The sequence below is a fragment of the Haloarcula sp. MBLA0163 genome (assembly GCF_055632435.1).
Window position 1 is genome coordinate 291,285 of sequence record NZ_JBVMVV010000004.1, and the last position, 25,147, is coordinate 316,431.

Genomic DNA, 25,147 nt, shown 5'->3' on the forward strand with positions numbered 1-25,147 from the left:
TCAGCTCCTGATTCGCTCGTTCTCCGGGTCGAACAGCGGTCGACTCCCGACGACTTCGACCGTCACCGGGTACTCTTGCCCCATGTACTCTACCTGTAGGCTGTTCCCCTCCTCGGCGTACGACTGTGGCAGGTACGCCATCAGGAGGTGTTTCCCGACGGTGGGCCCGGTGCCGGCGCTGGTCACGTACGACCGACGTCCGTCGTCGTCGACGAGGACGTTCCCCTCCTCGTCAAGCACCGGTTCGTTCCCGAGCATGAACCTCCGCTCACCGTCATCCGGAGCGTGGTCGTCGACCGAGAGCGTACACAGCGTGGCCGTGTTCTCCCGGTCGAGTGCCTCCGCGTAGGCCTCCTTGCCGATGAAGTCCGCGTCCTTGACGCCGTGGAAGGTCAGTCCCGCTTCGGCGGGGTCGTACTCCAGTTCCAGTTCGTGACCGAACAGCCGGTAACCCTTCTCCATGCGACCGGTCGTGCCGTAGACGCCCATCCCTGCCGGGCGGACGTCGTGTTCCTGACCGGCCTCCCAGAGCACGTCCCAGAGCCGTCGGCCCTGTCCCATCGGGGCGTAGATCTCCCAGCCCTGTTCGCCGATGTAGGAGAGTCGCATCGCCCACGCGTCGACTTCGCCGATGGTGACCGACTGTGCGGTGTAGGGCTCGAAGGCCTCGTGGGACATGTCCTCCTCTGCGACGCTGTCGACGAGGTCTCGAGCGTTCGGGCCCCAGACGCCGAGCGTACACAGCGACTCCGAGCGGTCGACCAGCGTGACGTCGGCGTCGTCAGGGATGTGGCCGTCGAACCACGCCCGGTCGGAGCCACCCGCGGCCCCGCCGGTCACGACTCTGTAGTGTTCCGGACCGAGTCTGGCGATGGTGAGGTCCGAGACGAATCCGCCGTTCTCGGCGAGTATCGGCGTGTAGACGGTCTTGCCGACGTCGACGTCGACGCGACCGACGGCCATCCGTTCGAGGTAGTCGACGACGTCGGACCCGTGGAAGTCGAAGATGCTGAACCCCATGTCCCCGATCATGGACACGTGGTCCCGCGTGTGGAGGTGCTCGGCGAGGATAATGGGCGACCACCACCGAGCGTCCCACTCGTTGGGCCGTCGGAGGCCGTCCAGTTCGTCCTCGTACCGCTCCAACAGGTCGCTGTTGGACTCGTACCACTGCGGCCGTTCCCAGCCGGCGGCTTCGAAGAACCGCGCGTCGAGGTCCTGCTGTCGCTCGTAGAACGGACTGGTCCGAATCTCGCGTGCGGACTGGTACTGTTCGGCCGGGTGGACGATGTCGTAGATCTTCTGGAAGCCCTCGCTGGCCCGGTCTTTGACGAACGAGCGGGACGTGCCGTACTCGTAGAAGCGGTTGACGTCCGCGCCGTGGAGGTCGACGTCCGACCACCCGCGCGTCATCCACTGGGCGACCGCCTCGCCGATGGCCGGGGCCTCCTTTATCCATATCGCCGCACACGACCACAGGCCGTCGACGTCCTGCAACGGACCGAGGAGTGGCCCACCGTCAGGGGTCTGCGAGAGCAACCCGTCGATTTCGTGTCGGATGCCGGCCTCCGGGTCGTCAAGCAGGTCGGGCACGATCTCCAGCGCGTCCTGCATCGACTGCTCGAAGGCGTCGTCAGTCAGCGGCGGTTGCGTCGGGGACAGCGGCGCTTCCTCGATAGACGGCACGTCCTCGACATCCCAGAGTATCGGTCGATGCTGGTAGGACCCGACTTCGAGGTCGTTGCCGTGCTGTCGCTCGTACATCTGGGTGTCCATGTCGCGGACGACCGGGAACGATATCTCGCCGTCGTAGTCCTCGAAGAAGGAGATTGGGCCGACGCTGACCATCTGATGGACCGCCGGCGTCAGTGGGATGTCGACGCCGGCCATCTCGGCGATTTTCGGACTCCAGAGTCCCGCTGCGATGACGACTTCGTCTGCGGCGACGGTGCCCCGGTCGGTCTCGACGGCCTGTATCGCCCCGTTCTCGACGTGGAGGTCCAACACTTCCGTGTTCGGCGAGACGGTCAGGCCGCCGTCGGAGTACTCGTCGGCACGGGCCCGCATCACTTCGCCAGCACGGAGCGGGTCGCAGGTCCCGGCGCCGGGGCTGTAGAAGCCCGCCTCGACGAGGTCGGTGTTCACGTACGGGACCATCTCCTCGACCTCGGACGGGGTCAGTAGTTCGGCCGGTTCACCCCACGCCTTCGCCGACTGGACGCGTCGTTTCAGCTCCTCGACGCGCTCGGCGGTGCGTACGACCTCGATACCGCCGCTGTTGGTGAACGTGTCCATGTCCTTGTACTGCTCGATGCTCCGCTGTGTGAGATGGGTCATCTCCTTGGAATGCTCGACCGGCATCAGGAAGTTCGAAGCGTGGCCGGTCGAACCCCCCGGATCGGGAAGTGGTCCCTTATCCACGACGACGATGTCGTCTCTCCCCATCCGCGTGAGATGGTACGCGAGGCTGTTGCCGACGATGCCCCCACCGATTATCACCGTCTCGGCCTCAGATGGGACTTCGTTCGAACTCATCGACGACTCACCTCTGGTTTGTCCCGCAAATCGCTGAACAACCGATCCGCAACAACGGCTCGCGGTGTGGTAGCTCTCCTCATCATGCGTTCCGTTTCGAACGAGGAATGTCGGGGGGGTGAATCAGGCACCACCGTTCTACGGGCCTTTAAACATTGAAAGGCGATTCTCCCCGGAAAACCGGTAAACGGGCTGTCTTCGGTGACGTCGTGTCTTAGTTCCCAGATTAGTCTTTGAACGGTCTCTTGGCCGATATCTGGAGTGGAACGGCTGTGTTGAACGACGAAAAGGTCGTGGGTGTGCGTGTGGTCGCCCCCTGTTGCTCCGGGCGAACCTCAACTTAACCTGTAACCTGGGTGTGAAGTTGGGGAATCACCCCTGCCTACCGGTTCAGTGGCCGTCCGAAGTGGTGCCGTGGCGTCGTATGGCTTCGCGAAACTGCTCACAGTCGGGGTCGTGGAACGTCCCTGCCTGTTCCCTCGTCGTCGTCTCTGTCGACGTTTCGACACCGCGCATGACTTCACACATGTGCGTCGCCGTTACTTCGACGGCCACACCGCGGGCACCCAGTTCCTCGGCGAGCCCCGTCGCGATGTCTCTGGTCAGCGCCTCTTGCGTGGTCAACTGTCTCGATTGCCACCGGACGTAGCGAATGAGCTTTGAGAGGCCAACTATCTCCTCACCGGGCCGGTAGGCGACGTGAGCGACGCCGTCGAAGGGCAGCATGTGGTGTTCACACATGCTGTGGAGTGGGATACCGGTCTTGACCACCAGACTGTCCGTCTCCGCCTCGAACGTTCGCATGACCGGTTTCTCCTCGTGTCGCGTCCCTTCGGTGAGCGTCCGCAGCATCTCCGGGACACGGCGGTTCCACGTATCGTAGATACCCGCCTCGTCGGGGTTCCGCCCGACCGCCTCCAGGAGGAGTCGTGTGCCCTCACGGGCCTTCTCTTCGTCGAATCCGGTCATCGGACCGGTCGTCTCGCCGCCAGTGTCGTACTGGAAGTCGGCCTGCTGTTCCTGCGAATCCATTACGTCGGACAAACGGAATCCAGCGTATAAATCTACTGTCGGCCCGAGTGAAGACAGCGTGTATCCGGATTTCCTAACACCATTAGTGGTGTGAAAATCATCTCAAAAGGACTGAACTACCACGAACCGTATATCTGGAGTTTCGTGAAATTCGGTCGAAGAGCTCAGTCGTCGCCAGCCACGCTCCCCGCTCCGGCGTCGGGGGTCCGGAGGACAGCCTCGTCCGTATCCGGACCGAGCGGTTCGAGACGGACGCTGGACACCTTGTACTCCGGAATCCCTGCAGTAGGGTCGAACGTCTCCCCGGTGAGCTTGTTCACCGCGCCGGCGGCGAAGTGCATCGGGATGAACAGCGTCCCCGGCCCCACCCGGTCGGTGACCTGCGCTTTCACGACGATGGACCCACGGCGGGACTCCACCCGGACGTACTCCTCGTCTTCGACGCCCAACTGCTCGGCCGTCTCAGGGTGAATCTCCACGAAGCTCTCACCGACGTGGCTCATCAACCCCTCGACGCGCCGCGTAATCTGGCCCGTGTGCCAGTGGTACAACACGCGCCCGGACGTCAGCGTCAGCGGGAACTCCTCGTCCGGCACCTCGCCGGGATGGCCACCGTCCGCGGGGACGAATCTGGCCTTCCCGTCGTCGTGGTTGAAGTTCCCTTCCTCGTAGTCGTAGAGGTACGGCGTCCCCGGGTGGTCCTCGTCCCAGCAGGGCCACTGCAGCCCGTGTTCCTCGCCCGATTCCAGCCGTTCGTACGTGACCCCGCCGTATATCGGTGCCAGCGAGTTGATCTCGTCCATCACCTCGCGCGGGTGGTCGTAGTCCCACTCGTAGCCCAGCCGATTGGCGAGCGCCTGCGTGATCTCCCAGTCCTGACGGGCCTGGCCCGGCGGCTCGGCCGTCGGGCGCACGCGCTGGATGCGCCGCTCCGTGTTCGTGAACGTGCCGTGTTTCTCGGGCGACGTCGCGGCCGGCAGAATCACGTCGGCGTACTCCGCGGTTTCGGTCATGAAGATGTCCTGCACGACGAGGAACTCCAGGTCCTCTAGAGCCTCGGCGGCGTGCTGGATATCGGGTTCGGACAGCGCCGGGTTCTCCCCGACGACGTACATCCCACGGAGGTTCCCCTCGTGGGCTTCGGCCAGCATTTCGGGCACTTTCAGCCCAGGCTCCGCCGGCGGTCGCTCGCCCCACACCTCGGCGAACTTCTCGCCCACGTCGTCGTCGGCGGGGTCCTGGTACCCCGGGAGACTCCCCGGGAGCGTACCCATGTCACCGCCGCCACCCTGCACGTTGTTCTGGCCCCGGAACGGCGACAGACCCGCACCGGGCTTGCCGAGTTGGCCCAGTAACAGCGCGAGGTCGGCCATCGCCAGGAGGTTCTCGGTACCGTGGGACTGCTGAGTCATCCCCATCGCCCACCCGAAGACGACCGTGTCGGCCTCGGCCAGCGTCTCGGCGGCCGAGGCGAGCTCTTCGGGCGGAACGCCGGCCAGCTCCTCGACTTTCTCCGGCGTGAACGCCTGTACCTTCTCTTTCAGGTCCTCGAAGTTCTTCGTGTTTCGCTCGATGAACTCCGTGTCCTGCAGGTCGTTCTCGATGATGTAGCGCATCAGGCCGTTGAGCCACGCCACGTCGTAGCCCGGATTGGTCCGGGTGTACTGGTCGGCGTGTTCGGCGATACCGACTTTCCGCGGGTCGAACACGACGAGGTCGGCGCCGTCGCGGACGTTCTGCTTGATTCGCGTCGCCAGTACCGGGTGCGATTCCGTGGTATTGGACCCACTGAGGAGGTAGGCGTCAGCTTCGCCGATATCCTCGTTGATGCGGTTGGTCATCGCCCCGTAGCCGACGGTCTGCTGGAGGGCGGCCACGGTCGAGGAATGACACAGGCGCGCGCAGTTGTCGATATTTTTCGTCCCGAGCACCTGCCGCGCGAACTTCTGGACGAGGTAGGCCTCCTCGTTGCTTCCCTTCGAGGAGGCGAGACAGCCGAGCGCGTCGATACCGTGCTCGTCCTGTATCTGCGTGAGGCGGTCGGCGACGTGGTCTAACGCCTCCTCCCACTCGACGGCCTCGAACTCGCCGTCGTCGTTTCGAACCATCGGTTCGGTCACGCGCTTTTGACTGTTGGCGAACTCGTGGCCGAACTTCCCCTTCACACAGGTCGAGAAGTTGTTGGCCGGTGCAGTGTCCGGGTCGTCGACGGGCACGACGCCCAGCGAGTCCCCGTCTTTCCCCCACATCTCGAACCGACAGCCGACCGCACAGAACCCACAGGTCGTCTCCTGTTTGTCTATCTTGCCGAGGCGGTACTTGCTCACCATGCTGGCGACGTCGAACAGACGGCCCTCGGGAAGCGTGTTCGCGGCGATGCTCTCGGCCGTGTGTTCGGCGGCGAGGAACGCCTCGTTACCGAACTGCTTGGCGAGGTCGCCGGCGTTGCGCTTGGCCTTCGAGACGAACTTCGCCAGTCCTTTTTTGTCGCCGTCGAGCGGTTCGGCGGCCCCGAAGGTGCGGTTCGGTGCGGTCGTGTCGTCGATGGTCTCGACGTCCTCGTGTTCGATGACCTTCCCCACTGAGTTGCGTTGCGTGAACCCCGGAAGCGGGAGCGTCGCGGCCCCACCGATACCCTTCTCCGTGAGCGAGCCAGTCGGACACACCGTGGCGCAGTGCCCACAGGAGACACATTCCGAGTCGCCCATGGTCTCGGCGTCGGATTGGAAGCCGATGCGGGTGTCTTCACCGTGACCCTCGATACGGAGGACCCCCTCGACCTGGACGTCGTTACAGGCGTCGACACATCGGTTACAGAGGATGCATTTGTTGCGGTCTATCTGGATGAACGAGGACGTGTCGTCGATGGGTTCGTACTCGTCTCGTTCGTCGAAGACACCGTACCGCGGGTGGTCGACACCCTCGCTGATGGCGGCGTCTTGCAGTTCACACCGCCCGTTGCCGTTGCAGGTCGTACACCGGAGATTGTGATTCGAGAGCACCAGGTCGAGGTTGACGCTCCGGGCCTCCTCGGCATCGGGTGTGTCGGTTCGCACCTCGAGTCCGTCCTCTGCAGGGAACGAACACGAGGGGACGAGGCCGTGGTCGTCCGTCTCGACCATACACGTGCGGCACTCGCTACGAGGGCCGACCTCGTCGCTGCAGTCGCCCTCGCGGTCGTAGTAACAGAGCGCGGGGACGTCGGCATCTTCGAGGCCGTCGGCGCCGGGGTCGACGGAGACGCCACTCGCCGCTTCCATGGCGTCGACGAGCGTTGAACCGGGCGGGACAGTGATGGGTTCGCCGTCGACGGTGACGGTAGTCGGTGCGTCGCCGGTGGTCCCAACATCGGGGTCGTTGGCGGTGCCAGTCTCGAACTCGGCCGTGACCGGCGTCTCCGACTGCGGGTTCGTGAGGTCGGGAACGCCGGGAAGTGCGTCGTCTGTGCTCATAGTTGCTCCGTGCAAGTGCCGGCCGGACAGCGGCCGTCGGTGTGCGCGCGAAACTCCGGTTCGAACTCCTCAAGCGCCGTCGTCACTGGACGGGGCGCGTGGGCACCGATCTGGCAGTTACTGGTTCGGCGCATCACTCGCCCCAGTTCGCGTAGTTTGTCCGTCTCGAACGACCCATCGTACACATCACGCAAGAGTTCGGCGAGCTGTGTCGTCCCTTCACGCCCGGGGACACAACGGCCGCTGTTCTCGGTGGCAGCGAACCGTGCTCGCTCACCTACGGTTGCGAGCGCACACCGGTCGTCGGCGAGCAGTTCGACGACACCATCGGTGCCGAGACCGGCGGCCCGCAGGGACTGTGCGGTCGGGGCGACGTCGAGGTCACGGGTGATGCCCCCGAGGACGCCACCGACACAGGCCATCTTGAACGTGCCGCCCATCTCGACGGCCTCACGAGCAGTATCCAGACTCCCGTCCGACCCCAGTTCGACGGTCGCCCTGGCAGCTACGTCGCCGGTGACCGTGACGAGACGAGTACCGGGATCTGCAGCGTCCGCGTCGATCTGTTCGGGGGCCCGGATGGCTTGTCTGATCTGCGCGACAGTCCGGGGGGTGTGAATCACCGTCGGCCGACCGTAGAGGCCGCGTTCAGCCGGGCTCGGTGGCTGTAGGCGGGGTTCGATTCGGTCGGCACCCTCCAGGGCTTCGAGTGCCGCAGTGGGTTCACCGGCGCGATACTCGTCGGGTCCAGCCACCAGTTGTGGGACGACGGGCAGCTCCTCTGAAGCAGCGTCGACGGCCCGCTGCAGATGCCGTTGGAGTCGAGTCTCAGCTTCGTTCAGATAGAGGACGGCGTCCTCCGCACCGACGTACTGGGCCACAGCTGCCAGCCCGTCGAGGACGGCGAACGGGGCCGCGTCGAGAAGCGTTTCGTCTGGCCCCGGTAGGTCGCTCGCGTCGTTCGCATTGACGACGACCACCGGTTCACCGTCTGCCTCACGTGTCGTCTCCCAGACGTCCGCCACAGGGTCGTCGGCGGCTGCATCGCCGCGACCACGCCCGAGGATGCCGGAATCGGTCGCCGCCTCGGCCGTGCTGCCGGCGGAGACGAACGACCAATCACCCGGTGCGAGTGGATCCGCCCAGCCACACGAGCCGAGGACGGTTCGCCGGCCGACTGAAAGCGGTCCCGATGCAGGCGTCGGGAGCGTCTGCGTCTCGGGGTCGTGCTCGACCACGCTCGTAGCCTCGTCGGTCGGGAGGGTCCCGTCCTCGAGTGTCTCGACAAGTTCGCGAACGAGCGACGGCGCCGGGTCGTTCAGGAATACTGTCTGTCCCGCCCTCGTCAGCATGAGCAGCGGGTCGTACTCTGTGATACCGGTGGACCCGGTTCTGACGACCGGGACCGAATCGGCGGCCTCCTGTGCCGCAGTTACGACCGCCTCTCCCGCGTCCGTCCGGACGTCTGTCGAGACCCGGACGAGAGGTGAGCGGCCGACGGCACCTGTGCCTCGTGTCATTGACTCGCACGTCGGGCCGGAGGGATAAAAATCCCACACGCGGGCCGGCAGTCGTCCGCCGCCGACCCGGAGAGAGTGGCAGATGACACAACGAGTTCGTCCGCCGATACGTCGACGGTCGGAACTACAGGGCCTGTCCGACCGAAGCGATTAGGGGGCTCTGTCGCGGTGACACTGGTGATGACCAATCCGCAATTCGAGACGGTCAAGACGGATGCCGCGGCGGCCATCACGGAGGACGACCTGCACTCGGTCTACGCCGGCCTCGTCCACGAGGATGGTCGACACGAGTACTACTTCGGCAACGACACGGAATCAGCCGAGGAACTCCGCGAAGCTGCCGCAGTCCAACTCGGCATGCTGGTGCGCGTCCTCGCGGACCGTTCGGACAGCAGCGTCGCGGAGATAACCGACCTTGCCGCAGAGCGCGCAGAGAACATGGAATTGCGCTAGCGGTGCGAGCAGGGTCCTACGTGGTGATCACTCTGTCGTGGCGATAGCCTCTATCTCCACGGCAGCACCCTTCGGCACGGCTCCGGCGCCGACAGCGCTCCGCGCCGGAGGGTCCTCGTCGAAGAACTCGCTGTAGGCCTCGTTGAACGCATCGAAATCGTCGATATCGTCCAGGAACACCGTCGTCTTGAGCAGGTCGTCGAGCGAGAGGCCCTCCGATTCGAGGATCGCCTCGACGTTCTCCATGCACTGGCGTGTCTGGTCCGCGACGGATTCGTCGTCCAGCAGTTCGCCGTCCGTCGTCAGTGGGAGTTGACCCGCCGTGATGAGGATGTCGCCGTTAGTCGTCGCCTGACTGTACGCGCCGACCGCCGCCGGCGCATCGTCGGTGCTGATTGTGCGCTTCATGAACGGTCGTTGCCGGGCCCGTTTCATAAATCCCGGTCGAGCGGGTGGCTGTCAGCACAGCACGTCAGTGAGACGAACTGTTGAGTGGGCGAACGACTACTGGTTGATGACGACGATGGCGGTCAACGCGAGCCCGATGCCCGCGACTTTCTGGACCGATACCGGTTCACCCAACGCGACGGTACTGATGACCGCCGCCGTCACGAAGTACATCCCACCGATAGTCGAAACGACCGCCGTAGAGCCAATTGAGACGCCGATGAATGTCGAAACGACGCCGATTGCAGCCGCGATTCCCGCTGCCCCAGAGTACACCAATCCTCGGTTCGTGACCGCGAGCGACACGTCTGCGGTGACGACGTAGACGCCGGTGACGACAGCCGCGGTCGCGTAAGAGAGGAACGCCGCCATCACTGGGTCGATACTGTTCGAGGCCACGTTACCGAGGACAATCCAGAACCCCCACGCGATCATTGTCCCGAAACCGAACAGGACAGCTGAGTTCATCGGGAGTCACCCCACAGAGAAGCCGCAAAGTCTCTCTCGAACATATCGGTCCGAAACTGCAAGCGAGTCACACACGCCATTCGATGCATCAACGGTAGTTCTTCCCCGGGGATATTGAGTCCCTTGCCAGCAGAACACGAACGGAACTGCGCGAGTATTTTTATACAGAGCCACTCTATACCATGACAGTGGTTGACGTGTCGGACGACCCCGGAGAACCAGCACTCGAGGAAGTGTTCTATCCGACAGAGCGGGTGCCGTTCGTCGAGTGGGAACAGTTCTCCGGGGCCAAACCCACCGTGGTGTTGACCGGCGTCACCACCCTCCTCGCGTTCGTGACTGGGATGTCGAATCTCAGCCAGCCGGCGCTTGCCGTCGACGGACCGCTCACCGCGATATTGACGGTCCCAGACGGGTTTACGCAGTTCGCAGGCGTCCTCTTCGCCTTCGTCCTCGGACTGGTCACGGTCGGGTTACAGCGCCGGAAGCGACTCGCGTGGCGCGTTTCGCTGCTCGTGCTGCCGGCCCTGGCACTCCTCCCGCTTGCGACGCTCCAGACGACAGACGTGCCGCTCTTGGTACTCGTCGTCCTCACCGTACCGTCGCTGGTATGGAACAGGGATGCATTCGACCAGTCAGTCGACCTCTCCCCGTTACAGATAGCGGCATTGGCCGCGATGGTCGGTGTGGGCCTCTACGGGGTCGTCGGCGCCTACGCTCTCAGAAACCAGTTCCTCGAACTCGACACCTGGAGCGATGCGGTGTACTACGTCATCGTGACTATCGCGACAGTTGGATACGGAGACATCACGCCGGCGACGGTCCAAGCGCGATGGTTCTCCCTCTCGATTATCCTGTTTGGGACGGGTGCATTCACCGTCGCAGTGGGGGCTCTCGTCGGCCCCCTCATCGAATCGCGGATGGCAACAGCGTTCGGAATCATGACTGCCGCAGAACTCACACTCTTCGAGGACCACGTGGTGGTGCTCGGGTACGGCGACGTGACAGCATCGCTGTTGAACGAACTGGCGCCGGAGACTGAGGTCGTCGTCGTGACCGACGACGCCGATACGGCCGCCGCCATCACGTCGGACGACGTGAGTGTCCTCACAGAGGACCCGACAGACGAAGGAGTCCTGCTGGACGCGTCCGTCGACACAGCACGCGGAGTCGTAGTCGGCAGCAACGACGACGCAAAGGACGTCCTCGCCGTCATCGCCGCGAAGAACGTCGCACCGGACGTGCGGGTCGTCGCGGCCGCGACAGAGGAGAAACACGTCGACAAGTTCGACTCGGTCGGTGCCGACGAGGTCATCAATCCAAGAACCATCGGCGGCCGTTTGCTCGGTCAGTCGGTACTGGGCGAGTCAGCCACGCTGTCGGAGAACGGGGGCGTCGACACTGAAGGGTCGAAGAAGCGGGGCAGCGGCGACACCGGAAACTGATTTACCCGTACGGCCGCAAGTATGAGTAATGGTAGCACAACGGGAGGGGGTCGGCCTGTTGACTATCGGGACGATTTTCGTCGTCGTCTTCACACTCATGTACGGTGGCGTCGAACTGTCACAGGGTGAGTTGCTCCCGGCGGACACTACCAATCAGACGGAAGAAGACACCCGTGCGGCGATGTGGACGGAGATCAACGAACGGCGGGCCGCACGGGACCTCTCACCGATGCCGTCGGATCGGTTCGTCCGCGGTATCGCACAGGACACGACCGATACGCTCGTCGACGACATCGGTTCGAACGGGACGGAGCCCACCGAGAGACCGCTCGCGAACACGCGTCTGTTCTGTGCGCAAGTTCCAGCGAGCGTCGAACGTTCGAACGACACGGCCGCAACAGCGAACGCCCTCGTTGACGAGTTGGACGAGTCACCCGAACGAGAGGTCCTCTATCGACCGTCCGCACAGTTCCGGTCGGGAATCGGCATCGCTATCGACGACGGCCGGGTGTACGCGGTGTTCCGGTCCTGTGAGCAGGTTGATACCTGACGGTCCGAGCCCGGGCTTGAATCGGGTCGTGTGGTCAGGACCGAAGTGGTGGCTACGGTACTACTATACGGGTTCGATACCGAATGTAGCCGTATGGCCACGTCAGCGGACGGCAGCGTCCAGCGAGTCGTCGCAGGCGTCCTCGCACCACTGTGTGTCGTCTCGGGGGCTATCGTCCTCTCGGGGTTCTTTTTTCCGGCCTTCGTCGGTGAGGCGGTCAGCGGTGCGGCCTGGCTCGCACTCTCGCTCGTGTTTTTCAGTTCTGGGCTGGGGTATCTCGCTGTGTTACCTCACCGCTCTGACGACGTCCAATCGGCGGACAGATATCTGCTGAAAGTCAGACAGACGAAGGTACGAACCGCAATCCAGACGTTCGTTGCTGGACAGGACCCGTTGACGATTGGACTGCCCGTCGTCGTCTTCGCCCTTTTTTTCGGTCTACAGGTCGTCGCTCCGAGTCGGACGTCGGCTGCTGTGGACGGCGCCACGGGCACGGTGTTGCAGGCCGGGGGACCGCTGTTCCTTCTTGCCGTCTTCCTCGCCGTCTGTTACTGTCTCGTTCTGTTGCTCGGACCCTGGGGCGACATCAAGTTGGGCCCGACTGAGACGGAACCTACGTACACCTATCCGACGTACTTCACGCTCGTGTTCACCGCCGGTATCGCGGCGGGACTGGTGTTCTGGGGGCCGGCCGAGGCACTCTTTCACTACGGCGAGCCACCGCCGTACTTCGGCGCCACGCCCCAATCGACGGCTGCGGTCGGGGACGCACTGGTGTATAGCTTGTTTCACTGGGGCATCTCGGCCTGGAGTGCCTACGTTGTGATCGGCGTCCCTATCGCGTACTTCGTGTTCGAGCGGGGTGCGCCGCTCCGCGTCTCGACGATTCTGGCCCCGTTCCTCGGCGTCGACGGGTTGGACTCGCTTTGGAGTCGGCTCGTCGACACGCTGGCCGTGTTCGCCACCATCGGCGGCATCGCGACGTCCGTAGCGTTGGTAAGCCAGCAGTTCCTGGCGGGCATCTCGTTTCAGTGGGAGGTCGGCGTCGGTCCGACCGGCCCATTGTTGTTCGTCGGTGGCTTGACCGTCATCTTCGTCCTCTCGGCGGTCACGGGAATCCACCGTGGTATCCGCCGCATCGCCGTCGTGAACGTCGTCCTCTTCGGTCTGTTCTCACTGTTGCTCGTCGGGGTCGGCCCGCGTTCGTTCGTCGTCGAACACGGTGGACAGGCACTCGGCCGATACGTCGTTCACTTCGTGCCACTCAGTCTGTACTCCGGTGGGGAGTGGGTCGCCAATTGGACCGTTTGGAACTGGTCGTGGTGGTTCTCTTGGGCGCCGTTCGCGGGCCTCTTCATCGCCGCCCTCTCGAGAGGCAGGCGTGTCAGGACCGTCGTCTTTACAAGTGTCGTCGCAACCGCGGCCGCGTCCATGCTCTGGTTTCTCCTGTTGGGTGGCACGTCCCTGTTCGTCCAACAGGCCGGGCGGGCCGACGTCCTCGGAGCGATTGCCAGCAGTAGCGCCTCCGAGGCCGTCGCCGGCTTCGCGCTGTTCGCGTCACTACCACTCGGTCGCCTCCTCTCGTTCCTCTTTCTGGCGCTCATCGTCGTCTTCATGACGACGTCGGCTGATACGTCGACGCTGGTCGTCTCCTTACTCTCGACGCGGCGTGGACAGGTCCCGTCGACGGGTAGCGTCGTCTTCTGGGGCGTATTCCAGGGCGCGGTAGCCACGGCGGTTCTACTCGTCGGCGGCGCGGGGACGTTACAGGCACTCGCCGTGCTCACCGGTGGGCCGTTCGCGGTCATCTCCGTGGTCGCGGTGGGTGGGCTGACGTTGACCTGGTACCGGCACGAACGGGGACATACGTCGGTTATCAGACGGTGGCTGGGGAGACTGCCGACGGTGCAGACACATCACGACGTCGAACCGCCAGACGAGGAGTGAACGGGCGGAGAGTCGCTCAGACGCGGGCGACGTTCGTACAGAAGTTCTCGACGATCTGCTTCCCAGCGTCGGTGAGGATGCTCTCGGGATGGAACTGCACGCCCATGTGCGGGCGATCGACGTGCTGGACCCCCATCACGATGCGTTCCTCGTCGTCTGTGTGAGCCGTCTCGACGAGTTCGTCGGGGAGGTCATCGTCTTCAACGGCCAACGAGTGGTAGCGACCCACCTCGAATGGGTCGTCGACGCCCTCGTAGAGATCCGTGTGGTCGTGTTTCACCTCGGAGGGTTTGCCATGAACCACTTCGGGAGCGTGGCCGACCGGCGACCCATGGGCCGCACAAAGTGCCTGATGGCCGAGACAGACCCCCAGCGCCGGATAGGTGGTCTGCGCGAACACGTCGATAGAGACGCCCGCATCGGCCGGCGTCCCCGGACCGGGCGAGACGACGATACCGTCCGGATCGAGAGAACGGATGTCCGCGACGTCGACGTCGTCGTTGCGCCTGACCTCCACGTCGTCGAACTCGCCGACGTACTGGACGAGGTTGTACGCGAAGGAGTCGTAGTTGTCGATGATGAGTATCATCGGACCCCCTCCATCGGGTCCGCAGTCGACTCTACGGCGAACGACCCCTGTTCACCGAGCGCTTCGTCCACGGCGTTGACGAGCGCTCGGGCTTTGTCCAGAGTCTCCTGGTACTCCTTGGCCGGTACCGAGTCGTGAACGACGCCACCACCGACCCGCAGGCGATACTCGCCCTCGTGGCGGACCAGTGTGCGGATCGTGATGTTGAGGGTCGCTTGGTCGTCGAAACCGAAAACACCAATGCTCCCCGTGTAGGGCCCGCGACGAGTCGTCTCGACCTCGTCGATAATCTCCATCGTACGTGGCTTTGGCGCGCCAGTGATAGTGCCACCAGGGAAGACGGCCGCGACGGCGTCGGCGATGCTCACGTCGTCGCGACGTCGGCCCTCCACCAGCGAGACGAGGTGCATCACCTCCGAATAGCGGTCGACGCGCCGGTACTCGGCGACGTCGACGCTGCCGTACTCGCTGACCTTGCCGAGGTCGTTCCGCTCCAGGTCGACGAGCATCGCGTGTTCGGCCCGCTCCTTCTCGTCTGTCGTGAGGTCACGCTCCAGCTCGTCGTCTTCCTCGGGCGTGTCACCCCGGGGGCGCGTGCCCGCGATAGGTTCGGTCAGCAGTCGGTCGCCGTCGACGTCCAAGAGGAGTTCGGGACTGGCGCTGACGAGGTCCACACCAGGGAACTCCAGTAGACCCGAGTACGGCGCAGGGTTCACCCGCCGGACGGCGTCGAAAGTCTCGACAGGGTGGACCGCCGCCGGTGCTGTCAATCGATGGGAGACGTTCGTCTGGAAGGTGTCGCCGTCGCGGACGTACTGTTTGATCTGCCTGACTCGTTCTGCGTAGGCCGCTTCGCCGCACTCGCTTTCGAATGTGGCCTGCTGGCTCGCCGTAGGAGGGGACTGGACGTGCCGGTCGCCGTCGAGGGCGGATTCTGCGACAGCCGTCGCCCGTTCGAGCCCGGCATCGTAGGCGTCTTCGGCGTCGTCCTCGACCACCGGACACGCAGTTACCCGGAGGGTTACGTCCCCGTCGTGTGGCTCCTCCCACGCGACGACGCAGTCGAAGACGCCGAGTTGGAGGCGCGGAAGGCCGTCCGCGGCAGTCGTCTCGGGAATATCTTCGAGTTCGCGAGCCACGTCGTAGGAGAGCCATCCGAAGGCACCACACGGATAGGGCACGTCACACTCGCCCCGGACGAGGGTCTCGCGGTCCAGGACGGTATCGATGGCCTCGATACTGGGACTGGTATCGCCCTCGGCTGTCGCCTCGGAGCCGACTTCCACGTGTTCGACCGGGTCGACGGCGAAGTATCCCCACCCTGATTGCCCACCTGTGGTCTCCAGATAGATGCCGTTCTCCCCCGAACGAGCACGCCGATATGCTTCGAACGGGTCGGCGACGGTGATGCGTACTTCGACTGGGACGCGGGCACCCGGGGGTGCCGACGCGGCAGTCTCGACGAACGTTGCTCGTTCAGTGACGGTTCGTATATCACTCATCTGGTACTAGGGCCTCCGCGAGGGCCGATATGCAGCCCTCGGTGTGGTTGTGTAACACCAACTATTGGACCCGACAAAAACTTTGCGTGAACGGTAGATTCGGACGAAACAGTGCCGGTTTGGGAACTGAAAACGGTCAGTTTTGGTACGAACATCCGACAGTACTTCAACGGGTGGACTATTCCCCATGCCCTGTTATGTCGACCGGGACTGAGTGGGTGAGCGAGTGCGGTGGCCACACAGTCGGGGCTCGACTGGTGTCGGCCCCAGCCCGCTCCAGCGGCGTTTCGGGACCGAGCTGGGCCACCCACATCAGTGACATCACTATGACCACGATAATCGACGGCAACGAGATCGCGGACGGAATCCGGGCGGAGGTCAGTGCGTGTACCGACACACTCGCGGAATCAGACGTGCGACCGGGACTCGCGACAGTGCTCATGAGCGACGACGGCGCCAGCGAGACGTACGTCTCCATGAAACAGCGCGCCTGTGAGGAGACGGGTATCGACGGGTTCCATCACGAGATCGACCCGGAGGAACCTGCAGAGGTGCTGTTCGACCGTATCGACGAACTGAACGCCGATCCGACAGTTCACGGCATCCTCGTACAGATGCCGGTACCGGACCACGTCGACAAACGGGAGGTACTAGAGCGTATCGACCCAGTCAAAGACGTCGACGGCTTCCACCCGGAGAACGTTGGGCGACTGGTCGCGGGCAACGCCCGATTCAAGCCATGCACACCCCACGGCGTCCAGAAGATTCTGGCCGCCGAAGGCATCGAGACGGAGGGGAAAGACGCCGTCGTAGTCGGCCGGTCGGACATCGTCGGGAAGCCGATGGCGAATCTCCTTGTACAGTACGGCGAGGGCGGGAACGCGACGACGACGGTCTGCCACTCACGGACACAGAGCCTCGCGGAAAAGACACGGGACGCCGACATCGTAATCGCGGCCGCCGGCGTCCCGGAGATGATTGACGGTGAGATGATTCAGGAGGGTGCGACTGTTATCGACGTAGGCATCAACCGCGTCGATGCGAACAACGAGAAGGGGTACGAACTCGTCGGTGACGTCGACTTCGATAGCTGTCGCGAGAAGGCGGGCGCAATCACGCCGGTGCCCGGCGGCGTCGGACCACTCACGATCTCGATGTTGCTGTACAACACAGTCAAAGCCGCGAGCATCCAATCCGGCGTTCCTGTCGACCTCCCGTAGTCGGTACGCCGTCGCAGGGTCTCGTCGCCCCTCCCACGAACGTTTAATACTTTGATAAGACGAGGTTCGCCCGGACGGGCAGCTCAACGCGTCTCGACTGCGCCACACTCTGGACAGACAACTTCGACCTCGCCTGAGGAGGCCCCTATCCTCTCTATCAGATTGTGCCCCTCAGCGCACTGTTCGTGTAGATACACCTCGTGGTTGCCGTGCTGGTTGAGGACGATGTGGTCTCGTTCAGAACCAGAGACCACTCCGTGACAGTAGTGGCACTCGCCGCTCATACCGAGTAAGTCACAATCCGTCGATAAATAACTAGCCCCGGGAGCCAGCAGGACCTCCGTTTGTGGAGTTGGTAAGTCGGCTTAACACTAGCACAACTAAGGCTATGCAGCGGAAACTTCAGGTATGGAATACGGATACACAGGTGACGCTCACGAACGGCTGTTCGAGTCCTACGAGTCTGACTCGGACCCGTTTCCAGAGCAGACGCCGATGGAGTTCCCGAGGCGTGAACATCGGCGCAAGGAGGTAGATATCCTCAAGCGATTGTTTTTTCCCACCTGCTGGAACTCCGACGAGCTGATACAGGACGAATTAGCGGTGCTGAACAATCTCGACGCGCTCGGTGCGCTCTTCTACGCGGGCATGCGACCGTATTCGAGCGGCGACGTCTCCAACACCGTAGCAGAGACGATCGACCGTCTCCCGGACATCCGCCGTCGCCTCAAGAAGGACGTCGAAGCGGCGTACAAGGGCGACCCGGCGGCCAAGACCTACCTCGAGATAATCAGGTCGTATCCAGGCTTCCTCGCCATCATGGTCCAGCGGGTAGCCCACGAGCTGTACGAACTCGGGGCGACCGAGTACGCCCGCGAACTGACGGAGTACGCAAAGACCGAGACAGGTATCGACATCCATCCGGGCGCTGAGATCGGCGATTACTTTTTCATCGACCACGGCACCGGTGTCGTCATCGGCGAAACGGCCACGGTCGGAGAATGGGTCCGTATCTATCAGGATGTCACGCTCGGTGCGCTTCACTTCGAGGAGGAAGAAGGGGAGGAACATACCCTGAAGAAGGGATACAAGCGCCACCCCGACATCGGCGACCACGTCGTCATAGGCGCCGGGACCAAGGTGCTGGGCGATATCGAGGTCGGCGACCACGTCAGTATCGGCGCGAACTCGTGGGTCACGGAGGACATTCCCGACAACACGAAAGTGTTCGTCAGTGAACATCCAGAGCAGGTGCGAAAGCGTAACGACTAGAGAACCGGCGTCGTCGACTCAGTCCGCGGGGCGTTGGCGGTGCCAATTGCACGAGCGACAGACGACCAACCCCGAGCGGTGTTCGAGTGTTCCGTGACACGTCGGACAGACAGCTGGTTCGTTCACACGCTTGACCCCGCCATCCCCATCTGTTCGCACGGACCGATGGACCATATCTAAACGAAGTCTCTCCTGACCGTTCAAGATTGACGGTCACATGTACACCGATTTATACACTCCCGGTCAGATAGTTGCCTCGGCGTACGGTGGCAGCCAGAGGCCAGATAGCCAGATGATCGTGGGACACGGCAGCCTGTGATAGCAGCGGCAATTCTCGGGGCGTCGATGACCACGTCCCGAGTCGACGGCCGCCGGCCGTATTTAAACTGCACCGTATCTCCCGACCCACGTTTAAGTAGTCGGTCCCTCTCGACTGGGATGGGTCCCGTGAGCGTCCGAGCGTCGTAGCCCACTCCCATACGCCGGTAGCGGACCCGCCTGGCATACTCGTGGATGCCTCGATCGCATCCACGTTTTCGAGACCATCGCTCAGGAGCGACTGGGTCGGAGCAGAGTACGACCGACAAAATATTGTCGGATGGTAACATATGTCAAAGCATGGAACGGGGCACAGACTGGGAGTACGAGGCTATCCGCAAACAGTGGGCAGACAGAGAACGGAAGCGCAGAGTGACGACACGGCTTCTGGCTGGCGGTGGGCTCGGTATGTTCGGGTTCATCCTCGTTTCGCTCGGTGTCGCCTCCGAGGCATGCCTGGGTGATGCAGGTATCCCACCAAGGTGCACTACGATTACGACTGGCTCGATCGCGCTCCTCCTGATTGTATCCGGTCTCGGGGCACTAGGAGCAGGGCTTTGGCTGTGTTGGTCGCATCCAGCGAAGTAGTTGGTGATGTTTTCATTGTACTCCCGTCGTCCCGAGCAGTGACGTCGTCGTCTATACTGGGAACGGCAGACCCCGAAAGTGTTCTATCCACTCACATCAGTTCGAAGACGTGGATCGGCCACTCTGCCTCGTAAGACAGGTCGAATTCCGGATCGATATCGGCCGTCTCGGGATCTTGAACTCGGAGTTCAACACGGTCGCCGATAGTGACGTCCTCGATAGAGGCCCTGACCCGACCTGTCAGCCGAGCCGAGGAGTCGAGTTCGACCACTGCGACAGTGATCGGCGCGAGGTGATCGAACGCGGAGGGTGGTCGGTTGACAGACGTGTACGAGACCACCTCGCCGGTCCGGGGCTGTTCCGACAGCGTGACCGCCCGGCTGCCACAGTTGTAACAGGCGGGGCGAGGCGGCAACAGGTGTGTCTCACACTCAGTACAGCGAGCGGCCATCAAACGACCCTCGGCTAATGCCTCGAAGAAGCCCGGGAGCGTGAACGGCGAGTCGGCGGTGATGTCTTCCGGCGCGAGCGGTCCCGTCGTCGTGAAATCAGAGTCTGTCATCGGTGAATTTCTCTCTTCGGTCATTGTGCAGTCAGGACGTGTGCCACGGTGTGGGCGTCCGCGACGCCACCCTCGTTGATGAGTAACGCGGTGTCAGCGTCGGCCACTTGTCGTTCGCCCGCCCGTCCGGTCAATTGTTCGTGAGCTTCGACCGCCTGCAACAGCCCGGTCGCCCCGATCGGGTGTCCACGGGCTTTCAGTCCGCCGCTCGTGTTGATCTGTACGTCGGTCCAGCCCGCCGACCGGTCCTCTGGCTCCTCGACGGTCTCGATTCCGCGGCCCTCCGGGGCGAACTCGGCCGCCTCCGCCAGCAGTGCCTCACAGACCGTGAAGGCGTCGTGGACCTCCGCGACGTCGATATCCGCGGCACCAACGCCGGCGTCCTCGTAGGCAGTCGAAGCGGCGACGTTCGCCCCCTCAACGAACGTCAGGTCGCGCTCCGCGACGGCGAGGTTGTTGGCCGCCGAGCCGACGCCGGCCACGCGGACCGCGTCGGGACGGCGCTGCAGGTCGGCTGCAACCTCGTCGTTCGCGACGACGACGGCTGCGGCACCGTCGGTAACCGGCGCACAATCGTACAGTTTCAGCGGGGGAGCGACATCGGGTGCATCCATGACAGTCTCGATATCGACTGCCCGTTGGTACATCGCTCGTGGGTTGGCAGCCGCGTTCCGGTGGTTCTTCACGGCGATTTTGGCCAAATCTCGTTCCGTCGCGTCGGTCTCGTGGAGGTAGCGTCGCGCGAGCAGGGCGTACGTAGCGGGTGCGGTGATTCCGGAGCGCTGTTCCAGGGCCCGCTCGAAGGCAGCTCCCAGCGCGTTCGTGGCGCCTTCGGTCCCGCCGGCGGTCATCTTCTCGACGCCACAGGCAAGCACTGCATCGTGGACACCCGCCCGAACGTCCCGGACTGCGTTCTTGAGTGCCAGCGCTCCGGCGGCGGCACACGCCTCGACGCGCTCTGCGGGGACGTTCCGCAGGCCGGCCCATTCGGCCATCAGTGTGCCCTGCATGATCTGGTTCTCGTATCGTTCGGATTGGGCACCGACGTACAGCCCGTCAACGACATCGGCCGGATCGGGCAGCTCCTCGAACGCTTCGGCCACCGCCTTCGAGAACAAGTCTCGTCCAGGAAGGTCGGTTTTGCCCAGCGGAGAGGAACCGACCGCGATAAGGTGAGCTGTGGACATCTACTGTATCTCCTCAACTGGTGCTGTTAACAGTTTGGTCGGATAAACATCATAAGTCCGACTGGTCAGCGTGGCTGAATGTCGTGTTCCCGAATCCCAACTTGAGAAAGAGCTTTACCTTTCACAGTCACCTGTTGGCCCACTATGCATCGACCGATGACGACGCTCGATTTCCTCGACAGGGGGGTCGACGTCTACGGCGACGCTGTGGGCATAATCGCCCACGACGGCACCGAGTTCACCTACAGAGAGTTCGGCGAGCGGGTCGACCGTGCCGCAGCGGTGCTCTCGGACCTCGGCGTCGAGCACGGGGACCGCGTGGCTCTGCTCTCGCCGAACACACACTGGTTTCTGGAGACGTTGTATGCGATCAACGTTCTCGGAGCGATATCGGTCCCACTAAATTACCGGCTCATCCCAGAGGACTACGAGTACATCCTCGAGGACTGCGGGGCTCGGGTGGTTGTCGCCGATCATGAGTACGCAGGAAAGGTCGAGTCGATACGCGACCAAGTCCCGGCCAGTGAGTTCGTCGCCAATCCGGCCGACCGCGTCGATGGCGATTGGCTCGACTACGAGTCACGACTGAGCGGCGCCGACCCGAGCCAGGTCGAACGTCCGGACATTTCGGAGGACGAACCCGCGACGATCAATTACACGAGCGGGACGACCGGTGACCCGAAGGGCGTGGTCAGAACCCACCGCAGCGAGCATTCGCACGCTCTGATCACCGCCCACCATACTGAGATCAGTGACGACGACTCTTACCTCTGGACGCTTCCGATGTTCCACGTCAACGGGTGGGGGTATCCCTACGTCATCACCGGCGTCGGCGGGACCCACGTCTGCCAGCGACACTTCGACGCCGAGGGTGCCTTCGACCGCATCCACGCCCACGACGTGACCTACCTCTGTGGCGCGCCGACGGTGCTCGACAAGATGATCGACCACTATCAGAGCCACGACATCGCGGCGACCGGTGACAAGCCAGTCAGGATCGCGACCGCGGCCAGCCCGCCACCCGAGACAACCATCCGGACCGTCGAGGACGAACTCGGCTGGAACATCTTGCACGTCTACGGGCTGACCGAGACAGGTCCACTGATCACGACAAGCAACTCGCCACGCCGGATCGAAAGCGAGGGCCGCTTCGCGATCAAGACGCGGCAGGGCCACGCCATGCTCGGGACCGAACTTCGCGTCGTCGACGAGAACGGTGAGGACATCGCGCCCGACGACGAGACGATGGGCGAGATTATCGTCCGCGGCAATCAGGTCATGGACCGCTACTGGAACAAGCCAGAGCAGACACGACAAGCCTTCGACGGCCGGGTCGACGGGTGGTTCCACACTGGCGACATCGCGTCCATCGACGAACGCGGAATGATCTCGATAAAGGACCGCAAGAAAGACGTCATCATCAGCGGCGGCGAGAACATCTCCAGCGTCGAGGTCGAGGACGCGCTTTACAACCATCCCGAGATAGACCGCGTCGCAGTCATCGGTGTCCCACACGAGGAGTGGGGCGAGACACCTAAGGCGATCGTCTTGCCCGCCGCGGGCGCAGACCTTACAGAGGAGGATGTCATCGAATTCGCTCGGACCAACCTCGCGCACTTCAAATGCCCGACTGTCGTGGAGTTCGTCGACGACCTCCCCGAGACCTCGACTGGCAAGATTCGCAAGGTCGAACTTCGAGAGTCCCATTCCGAGCCCGTCGGGTGACGAAGACGACGCACCACATAGGGCGGGCCCTCGAAAATCCGTCTCAGGCTCCCAGAGAGTAGCGACGGTGAAAACCTTTCAGTTTAACCGAAACAGTATACATGGAGTATTCCAGAGTAGTATCATGAGTATTTTACTGGAGTTTACTATCGACGCAACGGAGTTCAGACTCGGTGATGTGTTGTCGAGTGCGGCACCCTTAGACTTCGAACTCGAACGAATCGTCCCGACTGGTAACTTCATCATGCCGTTCGTGTGGGCAGCTACAGACGATAATCCGGAGGAGATACTCTCTGATTTCGAGTACAACATGCGGAATAATCCTCGTATCCACGAACTCCTCTTACTTGATCGGGTAGAAGACGGGGGGCTATATCGCATCGAGTGGGAATCGAAAGGAGAGCAACTCATCGAAGCGCTCGGCGCAACTGAGGCAACTGTTCTCGAAGCCTGGGGAGACAGCACGTGGACCTTCCGAGTTCGGTTCACGGATCAGGATCGTCTCACTGAGTTCCATAATTACCTCACCGACCGCGAAATCACAATCCACATCGAGCGAACCTATACGTTCTCACGAGAAAGTGCACGCAGACGTGATTTCGGTCTTACGTCAGACCAGCGGGAAGCGCTCGTCCTCGCCCTCGATAGAGGTTACTTTTCGAATCCGAAGGATGCGGACCTGAAAGATCTCGCCGAGGAACTCGAACTCAGTCAACAAGCGGTCTCGGATCGTCTCCGACGGGGGAACGAAAAAATCCTCCAGATGGTGTTGCTATCATACACGAGCGGCTGAGCGGAGACCCTTATAAAGGGGTTGAACGTTAAAAAGTAGCCCTGTTCCGTTTCGCTCCCGTGTCCGTGACTAACTGATGGTGTCTGACCCCGAGCCAGAGCCGGTGACGGTTCGCGAGGACGAGGGACGACTCCCGCAACAGCAGTATCAGACGATTTTCGACAACATTGCGGACGGCTGTTTTATTCATCCGGTGGACTCGGATGAAATTCTGGAAGTCAACCAACGGCTGGTAGAGATACTCGGCTATACTCGAGATGAATTACTCGGTATGAGTGTCTCAGATATCACGGCGGATGATTGGAATCCTCCGGTCAGTCCGCAGGAGCGTATTCATCAGGCCCGTACAGAGGGGCAAATCAAGTTTGAGTGGCGGGACCAGCGCAAGGATGGAACCGCCTTTTGGGCCGAAGTCAATCTCACAGTTGTCGAACTAGATGGGGTCGAGCGGGTGCTCGCTAGCGTTCGGGATATCTCTGATCGTAAAAAACAGGAACGGCGTACACGAGCAATCTTCGATCAGACATACCAGTTCACCGGATTGATGCAACCGGATGGAACGCTGATCGAAGCCAATGAGACTGCCCTCGAGTTCGGCGATCTCAAGCGGGAGGATGTCATTGGGAAACCGGTCTGGGACTGTTACTGGTTCGAATACGACGAGTCCATCCAGGAGCGAGTTAGACAAGCCGTGGCAACCGGGTCAGAGGGGGAATTCGTTCGCCAGACGCTCGAAGTCCGGGGCTCCGACGGAACTGAGATGATTGATTTTTCCGTTCGTCCTGTGACCGACGAACGTGGGACTGTGACCCTGTTGATTCCCGAGGGTCGAGTCGTCACTGAACTCCTCGAACATCGACAGCGATTACATGTCTACAACCGGATTCTGCGACACAATATTCGGAACAAATTGACCGTTGTCAACGGGTTGACCGGGCACATACGGGAGTCGACGAACGACACAGAGATCTCCGACCTTGCGACACGTGTATTGGATGCAAGCCACCGAATAGACAGAATAACCGAACAGATCCGGGAATTCGATCGGATTAGACAGGGCGACATTGAGCCGAAATCAGTCTCCGTCGATACTGTCGTCGGCGATGTGGCTGAAGAGTTTGCAGAGTCTACAGAGTCCACGACGATCCTAACCGACATCGAAGAGGATCTAGCGATCCATTCGAATCCGGTTTTGCTGGAACTGATTGCAGAGCAACTGGTCGATAACGCAATCACTCACGGAGGGTCAACAGTTCGAATCGGCGCTAGTGAGATCCCGGACCCCGATTGGCAGATCAAACTCACTATCGCTGATAATGGAAGCGGTATCACGCCCGATGAGTTTGAACCAGTACTCAATGACGTGTCGACACAGCTAGAGCACACAACCGGGATAGGGCTACTCATCGTAAAGTGGAGTGTCGATGAATTGGGTGGTGAAATGGAGTTCCTGACCGAGGACGAGAAGGGTACGACAGTAGTTGTCCGGTTACCGCCTTCCATTTAGACTGTTCGGCAGACGAGTATAGGTGGCGAACACTC

At 62.3% G+C, this 25,147-nt stretch carries 20 protein-coding genes; 9 read left to right on the plus strand and 11 right to left on the minus strand.

Features of this window, described 5'->3' with window-relative positions; all coding sequences use genetic code 11:
* The 4 genes from ACV7GQ_RS20070 to ACV7GQ_RS20085 form a co-directional block, all read right to left on the minus strand.
* A complete protein-coding gene (locus ACV7GQ_RS20070) occupies nt 1–2,535 on the minus strand; it encodes a GcvT family protein (RefSeq protein WP_470313449.1) in 2,535 nt (844 codons plus the stop codon).
* 390 nt (nt 2,536–2,925) lie between these two features.
* Nucleotides 2,926–3,567 carry a GTP cyclohydrolase I gene (gene folE, locus ACV7GQ_RS20075; protein ID WP_470313450.1) on the minus strand — a complete coding sequence of 214 codons (642 nt, stop codon included), beginning with the start codon at nt 3,565–3,567 and terminating at the stop codon, nt 2,926–2,928.
* Nucleotides 3,568–3,731: 164 nt separating this feature from the next.
* The gene (gene fdhF / locus ACV7GQ_RS20080) at nt 3,732–7,019 is read right to left on the minus strand and encodes a formate dehydrogenase subunit alpha (protein WP_470313451.1); all 3,288 of its coding nucleotides are present in this window, start codon (nt 7,017–7,019) and stop codon (nt 3,732–3,734) included.
* Entirely contained in the window at nt 7,016–8,539 is a 1,524-nt protein-coding gene (locus ACV7GQ_RS20085) for an NADH-ubiquinone oxidoreductase-F iron-sulfur binding region domain-containing protein (protein ID WP_470313452.1), read from the minus strand. The genes fdhF and ACV7GQ_RS20085 overlap by 4 nt, the downstream gene beginning before the upstream one ends.
* Before the next feature lie 180 nt (nt 8,540–8,719).
* Here ACV7GQ_RS20085 and ACV7GQ_RS20090 point away from each other — a divergent pair, with 180 nt between their 5' ends.
* A complete protein-coding gene (locus ACV7GQ_RS20090) occupies nt 8,720–8,992 on the plus strand; it encodes a DUF8113 family protein (protein ID WP_220619934.1) in 273 nt (90 codons plus the stop codon).
* Nucleotides 8,993–9,019: 27 nt separating this feature from the next.
* On the opposite strand, the gene ACV7GQ_RS20095 is transcribed toward ACV7GQ_RS20090, so the two are convergent.
* On the minus strand, nt 9,020–9,400 hold the full coding sequence (locus ACV7GQ_RS20095; protein WP_470313453.1) for a Rid family detoxifying hydrolase: 381 nt from the start codon (nt 9,398–9,400) through the stop codon (nt 9,020–9,022).
* Between the two features lie 96 nt (nt 9,401–9,496).
* Nucleotides 9,497–9,907, minus strand: a complete 411-nt coding sequence (locus tag ACV7GQ_RS20100; protein WP_470313454.1) for an EamA family transporter — start codon at nt 9,905–9,907, stop codon at nt 9,497–9,499.
* 182 nt (nt 9,908–10,089) lie between these two features.
* Here ACV7GQ_RS20100 and ACV7GQ_RS20105 point away from each other — a divergent pair, with 182 nt between their 5' ends.
* The 3 genes from ACV7GQ_RS20105 (at nt 10,090) to ACV7GQ_RS20115 (ending at nt 13,849) form a co-directional block, all read left to right on the plus strand.
* Nucleotides 10,090–11,352: a potassium channel family protein gene (locus ACV7GQ_RS20105; RefSeq protein ID WP_470313455.1), complete on the plus strand. Its 1,263-nt coding sequence runs from the start codon at nt 10,090–10,092 to the stop codon at nt 11,350–11,352.
* A 28-nt stretch (nt 11,353–11,380) separates the two neighbouring features.
* On the plus strand, nt 11,381–11,902 hold the full coding sequence (locus ACV7GQ_RS20110; protein WP_470313456.1) for a spore germination YkwD domain-containing protein: 522 nt from the start codon (nt 11,381–11,383) through the stop codon (nt 11,900–11,902).
* 93 nt (nt 11,903–11,995) lie between these two features.
* The gene (locus ACV7GQ_RS20115; protein ID WP_470313457.1) at nt 11,996–13,849 is read left to right on the plus strand and encodes a BCCT family transporter; all 1,854 of its coding nucleotides are present in this window, start codon (nt 11,996–11,998) and stop codon (nt 13,847–13,849) included.
* 16 nt (nt 13,850–13,865) lie between these two features.
* Here ACV7GQ_RS20115 and ACV7GQ_RS20120 read toward each other — a convergent pair whose 3' ends face one another.
* Together ACV7GQ_RS20120 and pabB are read right to left on the minus strand one after the other, a co-directional pair.
* Nucleotides 13,866–14,438 (minus strand): anthranilate synthase component II, encoded by a 573-nt coding sequence (locus ACV7GQ_RS20120; RefSeq protein ID WP_470313458.1) that lies wholly within the window; start codon nt 14,436–14,438, stop codon nt 13,866–13,868.
* Complete coding sequence (pabB, locus tag ACV7GQ_RS20125) at nt 14,435–15,940, minus strand: aminodeoxychorismate synthase, component I (RefSeq protein WP_470313459.1); 1,506 nt, start codon at nt 15,938–15,940, stop codon at nt 14,435–14,437. The genes ACV7GQ_RS20120 and pabB overlap by 4 nt, the downstream gene beginning before the upstream one ends.
* A 326-nt stretch (nt 15,941–16,266) precedes the next feature.
* Between pabB and ACV7GQ_RS20130 the strand changes: the two genes are divergently transcribed.
* Complete coding sequence (locus ACV7GQ_RS20130) at nt 16,267–17,160, plus strand: bifunctional methylenetetrahydrofolate dehydrogenase/methenyltetrahydrofolate cyclohydrolase (protein ID WP_470313460.1); 894 nt, start codon at nt 16,267–16,269, stop codon at nt 17,158–17,160.
* An 83-nt stretch (nt 17,161–17,243) separates the two neighbouring features.
* Here the strand turns inward: ACV7GQ_RS20130 and ACV7GQ_RS20135 are convergent, their stop codons facing one another.
* Nucleotides 17,244–17,444 (minus strand): hypothetical protein, encoded by a 201-nt coding sequence (locus tag ACV7GQ_RS20135; RefSeq protein ID WP_470313461.1) that lies wholly within the window; start codon nt 17,442–17,444, stop codon nt 17,244–17,246.
* A gap of 124 nt (nt 17,445–17,568) precedes the next feature.
* Between ACV7GQ_RS20135 and epsC the strand changes: the two genes are divergently transcribed.
* Nucleotides 17,569–18,432, plus strand: a complete 864-nt coding sequence (epsC, locus tag ACV7GQ_RS20140) for a serine O-acetyltransferase EpsC (RefSeq protein ID WP_470313462.1) — start codon at nt 17,569–17,571, stop codon at nt 18,430–18,432.
* 997 nt (nt 18,433–19,429) lie between these two features.
* Here epsC and ACV7GQ_RS20145 read toward each other — a convergent pair.
* The gene (locus ACV7GQ_RS20145; RefSeq protein WP_470313463.1) at nt 19,430–19,900 is read right to left on the minus strand and encodes a Zn-ribbon domain-containing OB-fold protein; all 471 of its coding nucleotides are present in this window, start codon (nt 19,898–19,900) and stop codon (nt 19,430–19,432) included.
* A 20-nt stretch (nt 19,901–19,920) separates the two neighbouring features.
* Nucleotides 19,921–21,087, minus strand: a complete 1,167-nt coding sequence (locus ACV7GQ_RS20150; protein ID WP_470313464.1) for a thiolase C-terminal domain-containing protein — start codon at nt 21,085–21,087, stop codon at nt 19,921–19,923.
* Between the two features lie 144 nt (nt 21,088–21,231).
* On the opposite strand from ACV7GQ_RS20150, the gene ACV7GQ_RS20155 reads away from it, so the two are divergent.
* From ACV7GQ_RS20155 to ACV7GQ_RS20165, 3 genes are all read left to right on the plus strand, one after another.
* Nucleotides 21,232–22,812 carry a long-chain-fatty-acid--CoA ligase gene (locus ACV7GQ_RS20155; RefSeq protein WP_470313465.1) on the plus strand — a complete coding sequence of 527 codons (1,581 nt, stop codon included), beginning with the start codon at nt 21,232–21,234 and terminating at the stop codon, nt 22,810–22,812.
* A gap of 124 nt (nt 22,813–22,936) precedes the next feature.
* Nucleotides 22,937–23,605, plus strand: coding sequence for a helix-turn-helix domain-containing protein (locus ACV7GQ_RS20160; RefSeq protein ID WP_470313466.1), 669 nt, complete (start codon nt 22,937–22,939; stop codon nt 23,603–23,605).
* A 76-nt stretch (nt 23,606–23,681) separates the two neighbouring features.
* The gene (locus ACV7GQ_RS20165) at nt 23,682–25,112 is read left to right on the plus strand and encodes a PAS domain S-box protein (RefSeq protein ID WP_470313467.1); all 1,431 of its coding nucleotides are present in this window, start codon (nt 23,682–23,684) and stop codon (nt 25,110–25,112) included.
* Nucleotides 25,113–25,147 lie beyond the last annotated feature (35 nt).

Bases quoted from the DNA above. Each gene is read 5' to 3' on its own strand.
- ACV7GQ_RS20070 (WP_470313449.1), bottom strand. From the start codon at position 2,535: ATGAGTTCGAACGAAGTCCCATCTGAGGCCGAGACGGTGATAATCGGT.
- ACV7GQ_RS20115 (WP_470313457.1), top strand. From the start codon at position 11,996: ATGGCCACGTCAGCGGACGGCAGCGTCCAGCGAGTCGTCGCAGGCGTC.
- ACV7GQ_RS20145 (WP_470313463.1), bottom strand. From the start codon at position 19,900: ATGACAGACTCTGATTTCACGACGACGGGACCGCTCGCGCCGGAAGAC.
- ACV7GQ_RS20120 (WP_470313458.1), bottom strand. From the start codon at position 14,438: ATGATACTCATCATCGACAACTACGACTCCTTCGCGTACAACCTCGTC.
- ACV7GQ_RS20100 (WP_470313454.1), bottom strand. From the start codon at position 9,907: ATGAACTCAGCTGTCCTGTTCGGTTTCGGGACAATGATCGCGTGGGGG.
- ACV7GQ_RS20160 (WP_470313466.1), top strand. From the start codon at position 22,937: ATGAGTATTTTACTGGAGTTTACTATCGACGCAACGGAGTTCAGACTC.
- ACV7GQ_RS20105 (WP_470313455.1), top strand. From the start codon at position 10,090: ATGACAGTGGTTGACGTGTCGGACGACCCCGGAGAACCAGCACTCGAG.
- ACV7GQ_RS20155 (WP_470313465.1), top strand. From the start codon at position 21,232: ATGCATCGACCGATGACGACGCTCGATTTCCTCGACAGGGGGGTCGAC.
- ACV7GQ_RS20135 (WP_470313461.1), bottom strand. From the start codon at position 17,444: ATGAGCGGCGAGTGCCACTACTGTCACGGAGTGGTCTCTGGTTCTGAA.
- ACV7GQ_RS20085 (WP_470313452.1), bottom strand. From the start codon at position 8,539: ATGACACGAGGCACAGGTGCCGTCGGCCGCTCACCTCTCGTCCGGGTC.
- ACV7GQ_RS20150 (WP_470313464.1), bottom strand. From the start codon at position 21,087: ATGTCCACAGCTCACCTTATCGCGGTCGGTTCCTCTCCGCTGGGCAAA.
- ACV7GQ_RS20095 (WP_470313453.1), bottom strand. From the start codon at position 9,400: ATGAAGCGCACAATCAGCACCGACGATGCGCCGGCGGCGGTCGGCGCG.
- ACV7GQ_RS20165 (WP_470313467.1), top strand. From the start codon at position 23,682: ATGGTGTCTGACCCCGAGCCAGAGCCGGTGACGGTTCGCGAGGACGAG.
- ACV7GQ_RS20110 (WP_470313456.1), top strand. From the start codon at position 11,381: ATGGTAGCACAACGGGAGGGGGTCGGCCTGTTGACTATCGGGACGATT.
- folE (WP_470313450.1), bottom strand. From the start codon at position 3,567: ATGGATTCGCAGGAACAGCAGGCCGACTTCCAGTACGACACTGGCGGC.
- epsC (WP_470313462.1), top strand. From the start codon at position 17,569: ATGGAATACGGATACACAGGTGACGCTCACGAACGGCTGTTCGAGTCC.
- fdhF (WP_470313451.1), bottom strand. From the start codon at position 7,019: ATGAGCACAGACGACGCACTTCCCGGCGTTCCCGACCTCACGAACCCG.
- ACV7GQ_RS20090 (WP_220619934.1), top strand. From the start codon at position 8,720: ATGACCAATCCGCAATTCGAGACGGTCAAGACGGATGCCGCGGCGGCC.
- pabB (WP_470313459.1), bottom strand. From the start codon at position 15,940: ATGAGTGATATACGAACCGTCACTGAACGAGCAACGTTCGTCGAGACT.
- ACV7GQ_RS20130 (WP_470313460.1), top strand. From the start codon at position 16,267: ATGACCACGATAATCGACGGCAACGAGATCGCGGACGGAATCCGGGCG.